Raw genomic sequence first — 15228 nt, 5'->3', positions numbered from 1 at the left:
CGCAGCCGTCGTGCGCCGACGTCAGATGGTGCCGAAGCCGACCCGCGGCCGGGACTCCGCGCCGATCTCGACGTAGCCGAGGGTCGCGGTCGGCACGATGACCCGTCGTCCCTTGCTGTCCACCAGCTCCAGCGCCGCCTTGCCGGCAAGCGCGGCGGCGACGGCGGCGGCGACCTCGTCCGACGTCTGGTCGGACTCGAGCGTGATCTCCCGGGGCAGGTTCTGCACGCCGATCGTGATGTCCACCGTTCCTCCTCCTGTCCGGTGCGGGAGCCCACCGTCGTCGTCCCCGTCGTCGTCCCCTTCGCCGGGGTGGGACGGGCGGGGTGGCCTCCCAGGGCGCTGACGCGCCACCACCGGTCGATCCTAGGTGGTGGCGGGCGAGGGCCCCGGGTCGGCGGCCTCGGCCGCCTCGGCACCGTGGGGCGCCGCGTCCGTCGTCCCGACCCGGGTCGGCGCCGTGCTCCCGGCGGGCCGCGACACGTCCGTGATCAGGCCGCCCACGCCGCCCCACGCCAGCCGGGAGACGAGGTCCGTGGTCGCCTCCGCCGTCAGCGTGCCGGCATGGCGCAGGCGGTGCACCGCCGCTCCCTGCGCCATCGTCACCAGGGCGGCGGACACGGTCGCGGCCTCCGCAGGCCCGAGGCCGGCGGCCTGCTGCAGCGCCTCGGCGATGCGCGTCCCGGTGGAGACGGAGGCCCGCTCGACCCGGGCCCGGACGCCGGGGTCGCGGGTGACGTCGGACTCGAACAGCAGGCTGGACGCCTCGCCCGCGACCTCGACGAAGGAGATGTACGCCCGCACGATGGCGGCGACGACGTCGCGACCGTCCGTCGCCTGGCCGTGCTGCACCGGTTCGAGCGCGCGGTCCATGGTGGTCAGCAGGTCCTCGCCGCAGGCGTCCACCACCGCCAGGTAGAGGTCGAGCTTGGACGGGAAGTGCCGGTACAGCACCGGCTTGCTGACCAGCGCGCGGTCGGCGATGTCGTCCATCGACACGTGGTGGTAGCCCTCGCTGGCGAACAGCTGCTGCGCGATGGTCAGCAGCTGGTCGCGGCGCTGGTCGCGGCGCATCCGCGGACCCGCGGCGCGGCCCGCCGGCGGTGCCGGCACGGAGGCGGCCGAGTCCCCGTCGACGGGCGGGACGGCGCTCATCCGGTGATGGTAGCCAGCCCACGGCCGGGCGACCCGGTGGGCGCCGGGTGAGCGTGCCGGCGGGAGGTGCTCGGCGCCGGTCGGCGCGGTCGACCCAGGTCGGCTGCGGCGGTGGTGCGTGGGCATGTCGGTGGGACGTGGTGGGATCTGGCCGTGCCCGACAGCCCGTCCGCCCCTCCGGTGCTCCGCGCACCGGCGGACGTCGGCAGGTCGGGTGCCCGTGGGACGTCCGGCACGGCGGCCGGTCGATCGAGCACGTCCGCTGCGGGTCCGGTGCTGGCGCGGCCGACGCTGGCAGACGTACCGCAGGACGGTCCGGGCAGGCCGGTCACGCTCGACGACGCCCAGCGTGCGGCGGTCGAGGCGGTGGCGGGCGGCGAACGTGCCTTGCTCGTGCTCGGCGCGCCCGGTACCGGGAAGACGACCGTCGCGCTGGAGGCGGTGGTCGAGGCGGCTCGGCGCGGGGCCCGGGCCGACGACGTGCTGGTGCTGGCCGCGAGCCGCCGGCTCGCGGGTGACCTGCGCGACCGGCTCGCGGCCCGCTGGCCGCACACCGCGGGACGTCCGCTGGTGCAGACGCCGGCCGCGGTGGCGTTCGCGGTGCTGCGCGCACGCGCGGTGGCGCTCGGCGAGCCGCCGCCCGCGCTGGTGTCCGGGGCCGAGCAGGACCTGGTCCTCGCCGAGCTCCTCGCCGGCCACGCCGAGGGCGACGGGGCCGAGGTCGGGTGGCCGGCCGACGTACCCGTCGAGGCGCTCGGGCGGCGGGCGTTCCGCGACGAGCTGCGCGACCTGCTGATGCGTGCCGCGGAGCGCGGGCTGGCGCCCGAGGAGCTAGCCGCGCTCGGCAGGCGGCACGAACGGCCGGAGTGGTGTGCCGCGGCGCGGGTCTACGAGGAGTACCTCGCGGTGATGGCGCTGCGCACGTCGACCCCGGACGTCGGTGCCCTGCTCGACCCCGCCGTCGTCGTCGACGAGGCGGTGCGCGCGCTCGAGTCGTGGGCGGAGGAGGTGCCCCGCGTGCCACGGCCGCGGTGGGGTCTCGTCGTCGTCGACGACCACCAGGAGTCGACCGCCGCCACCGCACGGCTGCTGCGCGTGCTGGCGGAGGACGGTGCCCGGCTGCTGCTGCTTGCCGACCCCGACGCCGCGGTGCAGACGTTCCGCGGGGCGGACCCGGCACTGGTGTCCCGAGCCGCGGTCGCCGGTCACGGTCCGGGCGAGCTGGACGCGCGCGTGCTGGCCCTGACGACGGCCTGGCGGCAGGGGAGTGTCCTTCGCGCGGTGACGGCCCGGGTCGCCGAGCGGGTCGGGACGGTCGGCACCGCGCAGCACCGACGTGCGGCCGCCCCGCCGGCTGCGCCGATCGGCTCGGTGCGGGTGGCGGTGCTGCCGAGCGAGGCGCAGGAGGCGGCGCTGGTGGCCCACGCGCTGCGCAGCGCGCGGCTGGAGGAGGGGCTCGGCTGGGACCGGATGGCGGTGGTGGCGCGGTCCGGGGACGGTGTCACGCGGCTGCGTCGGGCGCTGGCCGCGGCCGGCGTTCCGGTCAGCGTGCTCGGGTCGCAGGTCGCGCTGCGCGACGAGCCCGCCGTGCGCCCCCTGCTCGACGCGATGGGGATCGCCTGCGGCGTGACGTCGCTCGACGCGCCGCTGGCCGCTCGGCTGCTGTGCTCGCCTCTGATCGGCCTCGATGCCGTGGGCCTGCGACGGGTCCGGCGCGCCCTGCGCGCCGTCGAGCTGGCCGGCGGTGGCGGCCGCAGCAGCGACGCGCTGCTGGTCGAGGCCGCGGCGGAGCAGACGAGGACCGCGGGGCTGCCCCCGACAGCCGCCCGTCCGTTGCGGCGGCTGGCCTCCGTGCTGGCCGCGGGTCGCGACGCGGCGCTGCGCGACGGCGCGGATGCGCAGGGGGTGCTGTGGGCGGTGTGGGACGCCGCGCACGTCGCCGAGGCGTGGCGGCGCGCGGCCCTGTCGGGTGGCGCCTCGGGACAGCGGGCGGACCGGGATCTCGATGCCGTGCTGGCCCTGTTCCGCGCGGCCGAGACGTTCGTCGACCGGAACCCGCAGGCGCCGCCGGGGGCGTTCGTCACGTGGCTGGAGGGGCAGGACCTGCCCGTCGACTCGCTGGCGGCGCGCGCCCGGCGCCAGGCGGTCAGCGTGCTGACCCCCGCGGGCGCGGCCGGCCGCGAGTGGGACGTGGTGGCGGTCACGGGCGTGCAGGAGGGCGTGTGGCCCGACCTGCGGCTGCGGGACAGCATGCTCGGCGCCGCGGCGCTGGTGGACCTGCTCGACGGGCGCGCCGGGGCGTCGGACGGTCGTGGCGACCCGGTGCAGGCACGGGCGGCGGTGCTCGCGGACGAGCTGCGCTCGTTCACGGTCGCGTGCTCGCGCGCGCGCCGACGGCTGCTGGTGACGGCCGTCGCGGACACGGACCAGCAGCCGTCGCCCTTCCTCGACCTGGTCCAGCCGCCCGAGTCGGAGGACGGGGCTGAGCGCCGGACCACCGCACCGGCGCCGCTGGACCTGCGCGGGCTGGTGGCGTCGCTCCGGTCGTCGCTGGTCGCCTCGATCGCCGACGGGCACCCGGACCGGGCCGCCGCACGTACGCTCGCGCGTCTGGCGGCCGCCGGTGTCGAGGGCGCCGACCCGGCGGAGTGGTCGGGGCTGGCGCGGCCGTCGTCCGACGCCCCGCTGTGGGACGAGGACACCCGCGTGCCCGTGTCGCCGTCGCGCATCGAGGCGGCGCAACGCTGCACGCTGCGTTGGGCGCTGGAGTCGGCAGGCGGCACACCCGCCGACTCGGGCCAGCAGACGCTCGGCACGCTGGTGCACGCCATCGCTCAGGAGCTGCCTCGCGGGACCAGGACCGAGCTGAGGGAGGCGCTCGACCGCCGGTGGTCCGAGCTGGGGCTCGGTGACGGCTGGCCGGCACGAGCGGCGCGACGGCGTGCCGAGCAGATGGTGGACCGGCTGGCCGACTACGTGCAGACGGCGGGGGAGCCGCTGCTGGTCGAGGCGGAGTTCACGCTGACCACCGAACGCGCCCTGGTACGTGGCTCGGCCGACCGGGTGGAGCGTGCGGCCGACGGCGCGGTGCGGGTGATCGACCTCAAGACGGGTCGTACGCCGCCGCCGCAGTCCGAGGCGGAGGCGAACCCCCAGCTGGCCGCCTACCAGCTGGCGGTGGAGAGCGGCGCGTTCGAGCAGCTGGCTGCCGGCACGTCCAGCGCCGACGCCCGGCTGGTGTACCTGGGCAGCGGCAAGAAGGCAGCCCAGCGGGTGCAGCCGCCGATCGGCCCGGAGGCGGACGGCCCGAGCTGGGCCCGGACGATGATCGACGAGGTGGCCGGTGCGATGGCGGCCGCGCGGTTCCCCGCGACGCACAACGCGATGTGCGACCGGTGCCCGGTGCGCCGCTCGTGCCCGCTGCGCGACGAGGGTCAGCAGGTGGTGGCCGGATGAGCGTGCTGTCCGCGGTGCAGATCGCCGCTCTGCTGAACAAGGAACCGCCGACGCCGGAGCAGCAGCGGGTGATCGAGTCGCCGTTGCGCCCGGCGCTGGTCGTGGCCGGGGCGGGCTCCGGCAAGACGGAGACGATGGCGGCGCGCGTCGTCTGGCTGCTGGCCAACGGCCTGGCGGCGCCCGAGCAGGTCCTCGGGCTCACCTTCACCCGGAAGGCGGCCGGTGAGCTCGAGGACCGCGTCCGTCGGCGGCTGCGGGCGCTGGTGCGCAGCGCCCGGTCGGCTCGGCTGGAGCTGCCCGGTGCGGAGCTCCTCGGCCTGCACGACCCGGACGACCCCCTCGGTGCCTTGAGCCGGCCGACCGTCTCGACGTACCACGCCTACGCCGCGGGGCTGGTCGGCGAGCACGCCCTTCGCCTCGGCCTCGAGCCCGGCGCCCGGCTGCTGGGCGAGGCGGCGCAGTGGCAGCTGGCGGCCGACGTCGTGGAGTCGTGGTCCGGCGACCTCGACACGGACAAGGCGACGTCCACCGTGGTGGACGCGGTGCTCGAGCTGTCCGGCGCGCTCGACGAGCACCTGGTGACGGTGGCGGACGCCCGGCGCGGGATCGAGCGGATCGTCGACAGCCTGACGTCGACGCCCGCGGGGGATCCGCCGCGGCCGCTGAAGCAGGAGCTCCGCACCCTGATCGGCTCGTTGCAGGAGCGGCTGCGGCTGCTCGACGTGGTGGCCGCCTACCGGGACCGCAAGCGCGCCGGAGACGTCATCGACTTCGGCGACCAGGTCGCGCTGGCCGCCAGGCTGGCGGCCGAGGTGCCCGCCGTCGCGAGCGCCGAGCGGGACCGGTACCGCGTGGTGCTGCTCGACGAGTACCAGGACACGTCCCACGCCCAGCTGGAGCTGCTGCGAGCCCTCTTCGGCGACGGCCACCCCGTGATGGCGGTCGGGGACCCGCACCAGTCCATCTACGGCTGGCGCGGGGCCAGTGCGGGCGGTCTGGAACGGTTCCCGACCTCGTTCCCGGTGGTGGACGACGGCGGCCGGCGGCCGGCCGACGTGCACCAGCTCTCCACCTCGTGGCGCAACGACCGGGCGATCCTCGACGCGGCGAACCTCGTGGCGGGTCCGCTGCGGGCTGCCGCCGCGGCTCGCGCGCACCCCGTGGAGGTCCCGGTGCTCGGCGCCCGGCCCGGCGCCGGGCCCGGTCACGTGGCGGCGCTGATGTGCGCCACGGTGGAGGAGGAGGCGTCGGCGGTCGCGCGGTTCGTCGCCGAGCGGTGGCGTCCGGCGAGCCAGGACGGCCACCGCGTCACCGCCGCCGTCCTGTGCCGCAAGCGGTCGCAGTTCGAGGCGCTGGCACCTGCCCTGCGGGCGGCAGGGCTGCCGGTCGAGGTGGTCGGTCTCGGGGGGCTGCTCTCGACACCCGAGGTGGTCGACCTGGTCGCGGCGCTGCAGGCGGCCCACGACCCGTCGCGCGGAGACGCGCTGATGCGGCTGCTCACCGGGGCGCGCACCCGGCTCGGTGCCGCGGACCTGCACGCGCTCGCGGCCTGGGCGCGCGAGCTCGCCGCCCGCGGTCCGGGCAGGTCGCGGTCGACCGACGACGGCTCTCGCGAGCACGACGTGGTGGACGAGCGCAGCATCGTCGACGCGCTCGACGACCTGCCCGCACCGGGTTGGCGCAGCCATGACGGGCGCGTGCTGACCGACGTCGGCCGGGCCCGGCTGGCGCGCCTCGCCACCGTGCTCCGTGACGTCCGCCGGCACACCTACCTGCCGTTGCCGGAGCTGGTGGCGGAGACCGAACGGCTGCTCGGCCTGGACATCGAGGTGGCGTCCCGACCGGGCGTCGGCCCCGCCCGTGCCCGCCTGCACCTCGACTCGTTCGCCCAGGTGGCCGGCGAGTTCGCCCGTTCTGCGGAGCTGCCCACCCTCGGCGGCTTCCTCGCCTGGCTGGAGGCGGCCGACGCGCGCGAGGACGGTCTCGAGCTGCCCGTGAGCGAGCCCGACCCGGACGCCGTCCAGCTGATCACCGTGCACGCCGCCAAGGGGCTGGAGTGGGACGTGGTCGCCGTGCCCGGCCTGGTGGACGGCGTGCTTCCCGTGCTGGCGAGCGGGGCCGACGGGCCGACGAGCTCGGGCTGGCTGACGGGGCTCGGCACGCTGCCGTACCCGCTGCGAGGTGACCGGGACGACCTCCCCGCCTTCCGCTACGCCGGCGCCGCGAGCCCGCAAGACCTGGACCGACGGCGGCTGGAGTTCCGGCTGGACGCCGGACGGCACGAGCTGGCGGAGGAGCGGCGGCTCGCCTACGTCGCACTGACCCGTGCGCGGACGGACCTGCTGCTGACGGGTGCCTGGTGGGGCACCGCGACCCGACCACGGGCCGTCTCCCCGTTCCTTGCCGAGCTGCTCGAGGCGGGGGCGGTCTCGGAGGCCGGCTGGGAGGCGCCGCCCGAGGTGGGCGCGGCCAACCCGCGTGACGACGTGGTGGCCACCACCCAGTGGCCAGGCGACCCGTTCGGCGACGACGGTCGGCGACGCGCTGCACTGGAGGAGGCGGCGGGCGCCGTGCGCGCCGCCGCCCAGGGCGCCGGCGGGCCCGACGGTGCCGGAACCGCGTGGGACGTGCTCGCCGACCGGCTGCTCGCCGAGCGGTCCGCCGCTCGGGAGCCGGACGGGCCCGTGGAGCTGCCGTCGCACCTGTCCGCGTCGGCGCTGGTGCGCCTCGACGCCGACGCGACCGGCTTCGCCGCGGAGCTGCGCCGCCCGGTCCCGTCGGCCCCCGCCCCGCAGGCCCGCCGCGGCACGGCCTTCCACGCCTGGGTCGAGGGCTGGTTCGGGGCTGCCTCGCTGGTGGACCTCGATGCGCTACCCGGTGCCGACGACGACTCGGTCGCGGTCGATGCCGACCTCTCGGCGCTGCGTGCGGCGTTCCTGCGCTCCCCGTGGGCGTACCGGACGCCGCTGGCCGTCGAGGTGGACGTGCAGACGTCCGTGGACGGCTACGTGCTGCGCAGCCGCATCGACGCGGTGTTCCCGGACCCGGACGCACCCGGTGACCCGCACGCCGTGGTGGTGGTCGACTGGAAGACGGGAGCGCCACCGACCGACCCGGCCGAGCGGGCGCACCGCGAGCTGCAGCTGGCGGTGTACCGGCTCGCGTGGTCGCGGTGGACGGGAACACCGCTGGAGTCGGTGCGTGCGGCGTTCTGCTACGTCGGCGCGGAGCAGACGGTGTGGCCGCAGCGCCTGATGGACGAGGCGGAGATCGCCGCGATGCTCCGTGGTGTCACCGTGTGACGAGCCGGTCGGCCCTAGACCGCCTCGGCCGCCTGCTCCTGCTCCTCCTGCATGCGGAGGTGCTCCTCGAGGTCCAGCAGCATCGCCACCGCGTCGGCCACCACCTCGTCGTCGTGCGAGCGCACGCCCACCAGCAGCCACCGCGCCAGCGCCAGCTCACCGGCCAGCAGCGCGCGCTCGGCGAGGTGCGGGTCGATCAGCTCGGTGCGCCGCAGCTGGTAGGCCTCGAGGATCGAGTCCACCGCGTCCTGCGGTGCGGCGACCAGCAGCCACGCGAGGTCGTCCGCCGGGTCGGCCACCATCGCCTCGCCCCAGTCGAGGACCCCGCTGACGTCGTCGTCGGCGACCAGGACGTGCTCGCTGGTCAGGTCGCCGTGCACCACGGTCGGCCGGAACCGCCACAGCGACACGTCCTCGAGCTTCGCCTCCCACCGGCGCAGCAGGCTCGCCGGGACCTTGCCCGTGCGTGCCGCCTCGTCGACCTCCGCCTGCCGTCGCTCCCGGTACGTCCCCGCCTCGTAGACGGGCATCCCGGCGTCCTCGACGACCGACGTCGGCAGCTCGTGCAGGGCACCGATCGCCCGGCCCAGCGACGCGGCCAGGCCGGGACCGGGCCGCAGCGACTCCAGACGGAGCGGACGGCCCTTGACCAGTGGGTGCACGCAGGCGCGGCCGCCCTCGGGCAGGTGCGCGAAGCCTTCCGGACGGGGCACGTCGAACGGCAGCGCACCCGCGTCGACCTGCGCACCGAGGCGCTCGAGCAGCGCGACCTCGGCCTCGAGCGCCGCCCCGGACGCTGCCCCGACGGGGCAGCGCACCACCCAGCGGCGCGCGGCGGAGTCGATCACCATCGCCACGTCGAACTCGGAGCCGCCGCTCAGCGGTCGGCGCACGTCGACCGCGTCGAGGCCGGGGACCGCGACGGTCGCGAGGGCTGCGAGGGCGAGGGGCGAGCGAGGCACGTGGTCAGAGTAGGTCGGGTTCGTGGTGGTCCCGGGTGCCTGACGCGGCGTGTCCGGCGTCGGCGGCACGCGAGGTCGCGCGACCCGGCGGTGGGCCGGGGGACCGCAGCCGCCCGCCCGGGCGCGGACCGATCGCCGCGTACGGTCGGCGCATGATCTCCGACGACCTGCCCCTCTCGCGCGCCTCGGTCGACCGCACCGCGGTCGCCCGTGCCGACGACGAGCTGATCAGGCGAGCCCGGGCGGACGCCCGCACCCGGGTGCTCCTGGTCCGGGACGGCTCGGTGGTGATGCGCACGCCGGCCGGGGATGCCGACCCCCTGGTCGGTGAGGGGTGGGGCCGTCGCGCAGGCGGCACGGTGCGGGTGGCGTTCCTGGACCCGGGCACGGCCGAGGCGGTGGCCCGAGCGGCCGATGCCGCACCGCGCGACGCCGGGCCGGCTGACGCGGCACCGCGCGGCACCGCACCCGCTGACGCGGCGCCGGCTGACCCGGAACAGGCGGACGCCGAGCCCGGCGACGGCGGCTGGCTGTTCCTCGGCCGGGACGACGACGGCGACGTCCTGGCCCGCCGCGTCCGGCCGGAGCACAGCGCCCCGCGGTCCGGAGCACCCTCCGACGTGCTGGTGCACAGGCCCCGCCGGGACAGCGGTGCGGCCGCGGACGCCGCGATCGCGGCGAGCAGCGGCCTGACGAACGGCACCTCGTCGTCGCCGTCGACGTCCTCGGGTTCGACGTCGTCGACGGTCTCGTCGTCCGCCGCCCACACGGCACCCACCTCCCCGTCGGACGTCGACGCCGAACCCGTGCCCGAGCCCCTCCCGGGCCTGCGCTGGGTCGCCCTGCGCGCGATCGGTGCCGAGCTGTCCGACGCCGACGCCGGCCTGGCGACCACCGCCGTCGCGCTCGACGCGTGGCACGCCCGGCACCCGCGCTGCCCGCGCTGCGGGGCGCCGACGACGAGCACGGCAGCCGGCTGGACCCGCCGGTGCACGGTCGACGGCTCGGAGCACTACCCGCGCACGGATCCGGCCGTGATCATGGCGGTGGTGGACGACTCGGACCGGCTGCTCCTCGGCCACGCCGCCGCCTGGGCACCGCACCGGTTCTCCACGCTCGCCGGCTTCGTCGAGGCGGGCGAGTCGATCGAGCACGCGGTCCGTCGCGAGGTGGCGGAGGAGACGACCGTCCTGGTGGGCGACGTCGCGTACGCCGGCAGCCAGCCGTGGCCGTTCCCCGCTTCGCTGATGCTGGGCTTCCGCGCCCGCGCCCTGAGCACCGACGTGGTGGTCGACGGGGTCGAGCTGACGGAGGCCCGCTGGTTCAGCCGGGACGAGCTCGCGGCCGCCGTCGCCACCGGCGACCTGGTGCTGCCCAGCCCGGCGTCCATCGCGCACGCCCTGATCGAGGACTGGTACGGCGCCCCGGTGCCGACCTCGGACTGAGGACCGCCCCGGTCGTCAGACGCCCAGCCGCTCCCGCACCTGGGCCAGCGACGGGTTGGTGGCGGCGGAGCCGTCGGGGAAGACGACGGTCGGCACCGTGCGGTTGCCCTCGTTGACGGACTCGACGAAGGCGGCGGCGTCCGGCACCTGCTCGACGTCCACCTCGGAGTAGTCGATCCCGGCGGCGTCGAGCTGGCTCTTGAGCCGGCGGCAGTACCCGCACCACGTGGTGGTGTACATGGTCAGCGGCTGCTGCGGGATCTCGGACGTCCGGGTGCCGCTCATGAATCCTCTGGGTCCTCGTCGGTTCGTCGTGCTGCGTCTCGTGCTGCGTCGTGGTCCGTGCAGCCGCCGGTCGCGGTCACTGTCCGCAATCGCTCTACCGCGGCCGCTCTGCCGGCCGTCCGGCGCAACGCCGGACGCTCGTGCGGTGTTCCCCGCCGTCCACCGGTCGGTCGCCACCGTGTCGGTGCCGGCTGGGAGGATGTGCCCGATGTCCGCCGACGACCTGCTGGCCGCGCTCGACCCCGAGCAGCGTGCCGTCGCCACCGCCCTGACGGGGCCGGTGTGCGTGCTCGCGGGCGCCGGCACGGGCAAGACCAGGGCGATCACGCACCGCATCGCCTACGGCGTCCGCACCGGGCAGTACCGCCCAGCGGGCGTGCTCGCCGTGACGTTCACGGCGCGTGCCGCGGGGGAGATGCGGCTGCGGCTGCGCGCGCTCGGTGCCGGCGGCGTGCAGGCGCGCACGTTCCACTCGGCCGCGCTGCGGCAGCTCGGCTTCTTCTGGCCCCGCGTGGTGGGCGGGGCCCCGCCGCGGCTGCTCGAGCAGAAGGCGCCTGTGGTGGCGGAGGCGGCACGGCGCGCGGAGCTCGAGGGCGTCGACCGGCTCGCGATCCGTGACCTCGCTGCGGAGATCGAGTGGGCGAAGGTCAGCCTGGTCCCGTCGGACGACTACGTCGCGGCGGCGCGTGCCGCCCGGCGGCCGGCTCCTGGCGGGGTCGACCAGCAGGACGTGCCGCGCCTGATGTCTGCCTACGAGGACGCCAAGGAGGCGCGCGGCGTCATCGACTTCGAGGACGTGCTGCTGCTCACCGCCGCGATGCTGGCCCAGCGTGGCGAGGTCGCCGAGCAGGTGCGCTCCCAGTACCGGCACTTCGTGGTCGACGAGTACCAGGACGTCAGCCCGCTGCAGCAGTACCTGCTGGACCAGTGGCTCGGCGGTCGGCACGACGTGTGCGTGGTCGGCGACCCGAGCCAGACGATCTACTCCTTCGCCGGGGCGAGCCCGCGGCACCTGCTCGAGTTCACCCAGGCGCACCCGGGGGCCACGCAGATCGACCTGGTCCGGGACTACCGCTCCACCCCGCAGGTGGTACGGCTGGCCAACGCCGTGCTGGCCACCGCGCCGAAGCGACCCGGTCACGCCCCGCTGCACCTGGTCGCGCAGCGTCCCGACGGTCCCGCGGTGCAGTGGACGACGTACGCGGACGACGAGGCGGAGGCAGCCGGCGTCGCGCAGCGGGTCGCCCGCCTGGTCGCAGCCGGCACGCCGGCGTCCCGCATGGCGGTCCTGTTCCGGACCAACGTGCAGTCGGAGGCCTTCGAGGACGCGCTGTCCCGGCTGGGCATCGGCTACCAGCTGCGCGGCGGCGACCGGTTCTTCTCGCGGCAGGACGTGCGCCAGGCGGTGCTGCTGCTGCGCGGTGCCGCGCGGTCGGCAGAGGCTGACGTCCCGATGCCGCAGATGGTTCGCGACGTGCTGCTCTCCGCCGGGTGGGCGCCGGCTCCACCGGCCGAGCGCGGTCAGGTCCGCGAGCGGTGGGACGCGATGCAGGCGCTCGTCGGGCTGGCCGACGAGGTCGCGGCCGGAGCCGAGGGCAGGCCGGCGACCCTCGCGGACCTGGTGGCCGAGCTCGACGAGCGTGCGGCGGCCCAGCAGGCACCGACCGCCGACGGCGTGACGCTCGCGTCCTTGCACGCGGCGAAGGGCCTGGAGTGGGACGTGGTGTTCCTCGTCGGGCTCAGCGAGGGGTTGCTGCCGATCTCGTTGGCGGAGACCGACGCCGCTCGCGAGGAGGAGCGCCGGCTGCTGTACGTCGGGGTGACCCGCGCGCGGGACCGCCTCGAGCTGTCCTGGGCCAAGGCACGCACCCCGGGCTCCCGGGCGACCCGTACCCGCTCGCAGTTCCTCGACGCGCTCTGGCCCGCCGGTCGCGAGGTCGGGGCCTCGGACGGCACGGCGTCCGACGAGGATCCCGCAGCGGCCCGTGCCCTCGCACGGCTCCAGCGCTGGCGTGCCGACCGGGCGGCGGCGGACGGCAAGGAGCCGTCGAAGGTGCTGACGGACCGCGTCCTGGCGGAGCTGGCGCGGCACCGCCCGGCCAGCCCCGAGGCACTGACCCGCATCCCCGGCTTCGGTCAGAACCAGCTGGTGCGCTACGGCCGGGACGTGCTCGCCGTGATCGCGGACGCCCTCGCCGAGGGTGCGGTCGTCGACCCCTCGGCGGCCTCTTCGACAATGTCTGGCACGAAGCCCGGAAAAAGGGTTGTGACGTCCACGAAGGCCCCCCTAAGGTGAACGGGTCCTTGTCGGAGGGCGCGACCGTGCAGGTCGCAGCCCGGATCGTGGGAGGAGGTGGCCACTGATGAAGCTGATGCTCGATGCATCCGAACGTTGCGAGCGCCTGCGCGTGCGCATCCCCGCGGCCACGTCCCGCACGTTCCAGGGGCGCACTGTGCCCGCCGGCCTCTCGACGTACGTCGGCGTCGTCCGTGGCGCCACCACCGATCCCCGTCCCGGGACTCGTATGACCTGAGCCGACCGTGAGGTCGGCACAGGCCGCGGAGTCCGGAACTCGGACCCGCGGCCTTTCTCGTCTCTCCGGACGTCCGGTGAGCGCACGGCGCAGGTCCGCACCGTCGCAGCACAACGCTCACCAGCAAGGACGTAGGAGGACATCGTGCGGCTCACCACGCTGCTCGACACCGTGAACAACGGGGGTTCCGGCCCGTGGCCGCCCGGCGCAACCGCGCCCGACACCCTCGACCAGCTCGTCGCCGAGCTGATCCCCTGCCGCTCGAACGACCCGGAGCTGTGGTTCGCCGAGCGGACGGCGGAGGTGGAGCGCGCCAAGGCGCTCTGCCGGACCTGCCCGCTGCTGGACGGCTGCCTCGCCGGTGCGATCGAACGCGCCGAGCCGTGGGGCGTCTGGGGCGGCGAGGTCTTCGTCGCCGGCCAGGTCGTCGCCGTCAAGCGCGGGCGCGGCCGTCCGCGCAAGGAGGCGAAGCCGGCAGCCTGACCCCGGCTCCGCGTGCCGGCCTCGCACCCGGCTACTCGCGGACGGGACGGCTGGGCGCGCAGGGGGCGCTCAGCCGGCGACGGCAGCAGCACCGTGGGAGGTGCACCCGCAGTCCGGGTGCACCTCCCACGTGCGTGTCCGCGGCAGGACGTCCGGGAGGCCGACCTCGAACGTCGTGCCGATCCGCAGCCGCGTGCGTGCCGGCGGGTCGTCGACCGCCCGGAGCACCGCGGCGGCGGCGAGCCCGGCGCAGACGGCGGCCATCGCACCGACCTCGGCGGCGGGCGGTGCACCGACCAGCTGGGCGACGAGCCGCGGCCAGCAGGGATCGGCGTCGGCGCGGTGCAGGTCCAGGCACCGGAGGCACGGTCCGGTGCCCGGCACGACGAGGGGCCCGACGACGGCGTCCGCCTCGCGCACCAGCACGGGCAGGTGCACCGTGCCCGTGCCGAGCAGCAGCTCGGTGCGGGCGGGATCCGCGGCGCCGTGCTCGACGACGACCACCACGTCCGGCTCGGCGGAGGAGTCGGTGCGGACGTCCGGCGCGATGTCCCGCAGCACGCGGGCCGCGGCCCGCTCCCGCACCGACCCGACGTCGGACCACCGGTAGCCGCACACGCCGACGTCCACCGAGCGCACCGGGCTCGCGTCGTCGACCAGGACGGTCCCGACCCCGGCGGCGGCCAGCGTCCCTGCCGTCGCCAGACCGATCGGCCCCAGCCCCACCACGCCGACCACCGAGGCCCGCCTCGCGTCGACCACCCGGGCGCCGTCGCCGTCCGGTCGCAGCAGCCCGCACACCGTCGCATCGGCTGCGGCGGGGCCGAGGACGGCGGGCGAGCGGCGGTCCGGCGCCGCCAGGCCGGCGTCGCGCAGCAGCGTCGCGAGCTGGGTGAGCCGCGCTCCGGCGCCGGCGGCCAGCTGGTCGGAGTCGGCACCGGCGCCGAGCGCCAGCACCGCGGCGGTCTCCCGCTCGGTCAACCCGTCGAGCCGAACCGCCCACCGGGGGTCGGTACCGACCTGGACCTCACCGTCAGTGCGGGTCAGCACGCGCAGCCCGGGCCGCAGCCTCATGGTCCCTCCTCGTCCGCCGTCGGGCGGCCACTGTGCCAGGCGGGGCCGGCAGCGGACCGCGGACCGTCCACAGGGGCCGACGGCCGTCCGCAGGGCCGGGACGACCAGGGCCGGGGACGACGAAGGGACAGAACGACGAAGGGACAGAACGACGAAGGGACAGAACGACGAAGGGACAGAACGACGAAGGGACAGAACGACGAAGGGACAGAACGACGAAGGGCACCGTCACCCGGTGGTGACGGTGCCCTTCGATCGGGACGTGAGGGTCAGGCCTTGCCCAGGATCCGGTTCAGCTTGGTGCCGCAGACCGGGCAGATGGCCTTGGCCATCTTGCGACCGGACTCGGAGACGACGACGTCGCCCTCCGCCTGCCGCTTCTCCTTGCACTTCACGCAGTAGAACTCACCCGCGTACGTCTCGGCCATTCAGGTCCCTCCTCGGTGTGGTTCGCCCGACCGGAGCATGCCGGCCGGCGACAGGGTCGGCGCCGTGCCGGCGCGCCCGCGCTCACAGTAGTGGCCAGGCGCTC

General features: G+C 76.1%; 12 protein-coding genes. 6 read left to right on the top strand and 6 right to left on the bottom strand.

What is annotated here, in order from left to right:
* Nucleotides 1-21: 21 nt before the first annotated feature.
* Nucleotides 22-246, bottom strand: a complete 225-nt coding sequence (locus QMF98_RS12885) for a DUF3107 domain-containing protein (protein WP_263729547.1) — start codon at nt 244-246, stop codon at nt 22-24.
* Nucleotides 247-366: 120 nt separating this feature from the next.
* A complete protein-coding gene (locus QMF98_RS12880) occupies nt 367-1155 on the bottom strand; it encodes a TetR/AcrR family transcriptional regulator (protein ID WP_337973405.1) in 789 nt (262 codons plus the stop codon).
* A 153-nt stretch (nt 1156-1308) separates the two neighbouring features.
* Between QMF98_RS12880 and QMF98_RS12875 the strand changes: the two genes are divergently transcribed.
* Both QMF98_RS12875 and QMF98_RS12870 read left to right on the top strand, forming a co-directional pair.
* Complete coding sequence (locus QMF98_RS12875) at nt 1309-4611, top strand: ATP-dependent helicase (protein WP_348773372.1); 3303 nt, start codon at nt 1309-1311, stop codon at nt 4609-4611.
* The gene (locus QMF98_RS12870) at nt 4608-7913 is read left to right on the top strand and encodes an ATP-dependent helicase (protein WP_337973404.1); all 3306 of its coding nucleotides are present in this window, start codon (nt 4608-4610) and stop codon (nt 7911-7913) included. Before QMF98_RS12875 ends, QMF98_RS12870 begins: the two co-directional genes overlap by 4 nt.
* A gap of 14 nt (nt 7914-7927) precedes the next feature.
* Here QMF98_RS12870 and QMF98_RS12865 read toward each other — a convergent pair whose 3' ends face one another.
* Nucleotides 7928-8875: a phosphotransferase gene (locus QMF98_RS12865; protein WP_337973403.1), complete on the bottom strand. Its 948-nt coding sequence runs from the start codon at nt 8873-8875 to the stop codon at nt 7928-7930.
* Nucleotides 8876-9027: 152 nt separating this feature from the next.
* Between QMF98_RS12865 and nudC the strand changes: the two genes are divergently transcribed.
* Nucleotides 9028-10320 (top strand): NAD(+) diphosphatase, encoded by a 1293-nt coding sequence (gene nudC / locus QMF98_RS12860; protein WP_348773371.1) that lies wholly within the window; start codon nt 9028-9030, stop codon nt 10318-10320.
* Nucleotides 10321-10335: 15 nt separating this feature from the next.
* Here the strand turns inward: nudC and QMF98_RS12855 are convergent, their stop codons facing one another.
* Nucleotides 10336-10605, bottom strand: coding sequence for a mycoredoxin (locus QMF98_RS12855; RefSeq protein ID WP_337973402.1), 270 nt, complete (start codon nt 10603-10605; stop codon nt 10336-10338).
* A gap of 208 nt (nt 10606-10813) precedes the next feature.
* Here QMF98_RS12855 and QMF98_RS12850 point away from each other — a divergent pair, with 208 nt between their 5' ends.
* From QMF98_RS12850 to QMF98_RS12840, 3 genes are all read left to right on the top strand, one after another.
* Nucleotides 10814-12901, top strand: coding sequence for an ATP-dependent helicase (locus QMF98_RS12850; protein WP_337973401.1), 2088 nt, complete (start codon nt 10814-10816; stop codon nt 12899-12901).
* A gap of 67 nt (nt 12902-12968) precedes the next feature.
* Complete coding sequence (locus QMF98_RS12845; RefSeq protein WP_291757741.1) at nt 12969-13139, top strand: hypothetical protein; 171 nt, start codon at nt 12969-12971, stop codon at nt 13137-13139.
* A 144-nt stretch (nt 13140-13283) separates the two neighbouring features.
* Complete coding sequence (locus QMF98_RS12840) at nt 13284-13622, top strand: WhiB family transcriptional regulator (protein ID WP_291757739.1); 339 nt, start codon at nt 13284-13286, stop codon at nt 13620-13622.
* A gap of 69 nt (nt 13623-13691) precedes the next feature.
* Here the strand turns inward: QMF98_RS12840 and QMF98_RS12835 are convergent, their stop codons facing one another.
* Together QMF98_RS12835 and QMF98_RS12830 are read right to left on the bottom strand one after the other, a co-directional pair.
* The gene (locus QMF98_RS12835) at nt 13692-14696 is read right to left on the bottom strand and encodes a ThiF family adenylyltransferase (protein WP_337973400.1); all 1005 of its coding nucleotides are present in this window, start codon (nt 14694-14696) and stop codon (nt 13692-13694) included.
* Nucleotides 14697-14965: 269 nt separating this feature from the next.
* Nucleotides 14966-15124, bottom strand: coding sequence for a DUF5679 domain-containing protein (locus tag QMF98_RS12830; protein WP_263729539.1), 159 nt, complete (start codon nt 15122-15124; stop codon nt 14966-14968).
* Nucleotides 15125-15228 lie beyond the last annotated feature (104 nt).

Origin of the sequence: Cellulomonas sp. NTE-D12, assembly GCF_027923705.1 — a bacterium.
Classification (GTDB): Bacteria; Actinomycetota; Actinomycetes; order Actinomycetales; family Cellulomonadaceae; genus Cellulomonas.
This window is presented reverse-complemented; position numbering and strand designations above follow the sequence as displayed.

Bases quoted from the DNA above. Each gene is read 5' to 3' on its own strand.
- QMF98_RS12870 (WP_337973404.1), top strand. From the start codon at position 4,608: ATGAGCGTGCTGTCCGCGGTGCAGATCGCCGCTCTGCTGAACAAGGAA.
- QMF98_RS12835 (WP_337973400.1), bottom strand. From the start codon at position 14,696: ATGAGGCTGCGGCCCGGGCTGCGCGTGCTGACCCGCACTGACGGTGAG.
- QMF98_RS12850 (WP_337973401.1), top strand. From the start codon at position 10,814: ATGTCCGCCGACGACCTGCTGGCCGCGCTCGACCCCGAGCAGCGTGCC.
- QMF98_RS12845 (WP_291757741.1), top strand. From the start codon at position 12,969: ATGAAGCTGATGCTCGATGCATCCGAACGTTGCGAGCGCCTGCGCGTG.
- QMF98_RS12855 (WP_337973402.1), bottom strand. From the start codon at position 10,605: ATGAGCGGCACCCGGACGTCCGAGATCCCGCAGCAGCCGCTGACCATG.
- QMF98_RS12880 (WP_337973405.1), bottom strand. From the start codon at position 1,155: ATGAGCGCCGTCCCGCCCGTCGACGGGGACTCGGCCGCCTCCGTGCCG.
- nudC (WP_348773371.1), top strand. From the start codon at position 9,028: ATGATCTCCGACGACCTGCCCCTCTCGCGCGCCTCGGTCGACCGCACC.
- QMF98_RS12830 (WP_263729539.1), bottom strand. From the start codon at position 15,124: ATGGCCGAGACGTACGCGGGTGAGTTCTACTGCGTGAAGTGCAAGGAG.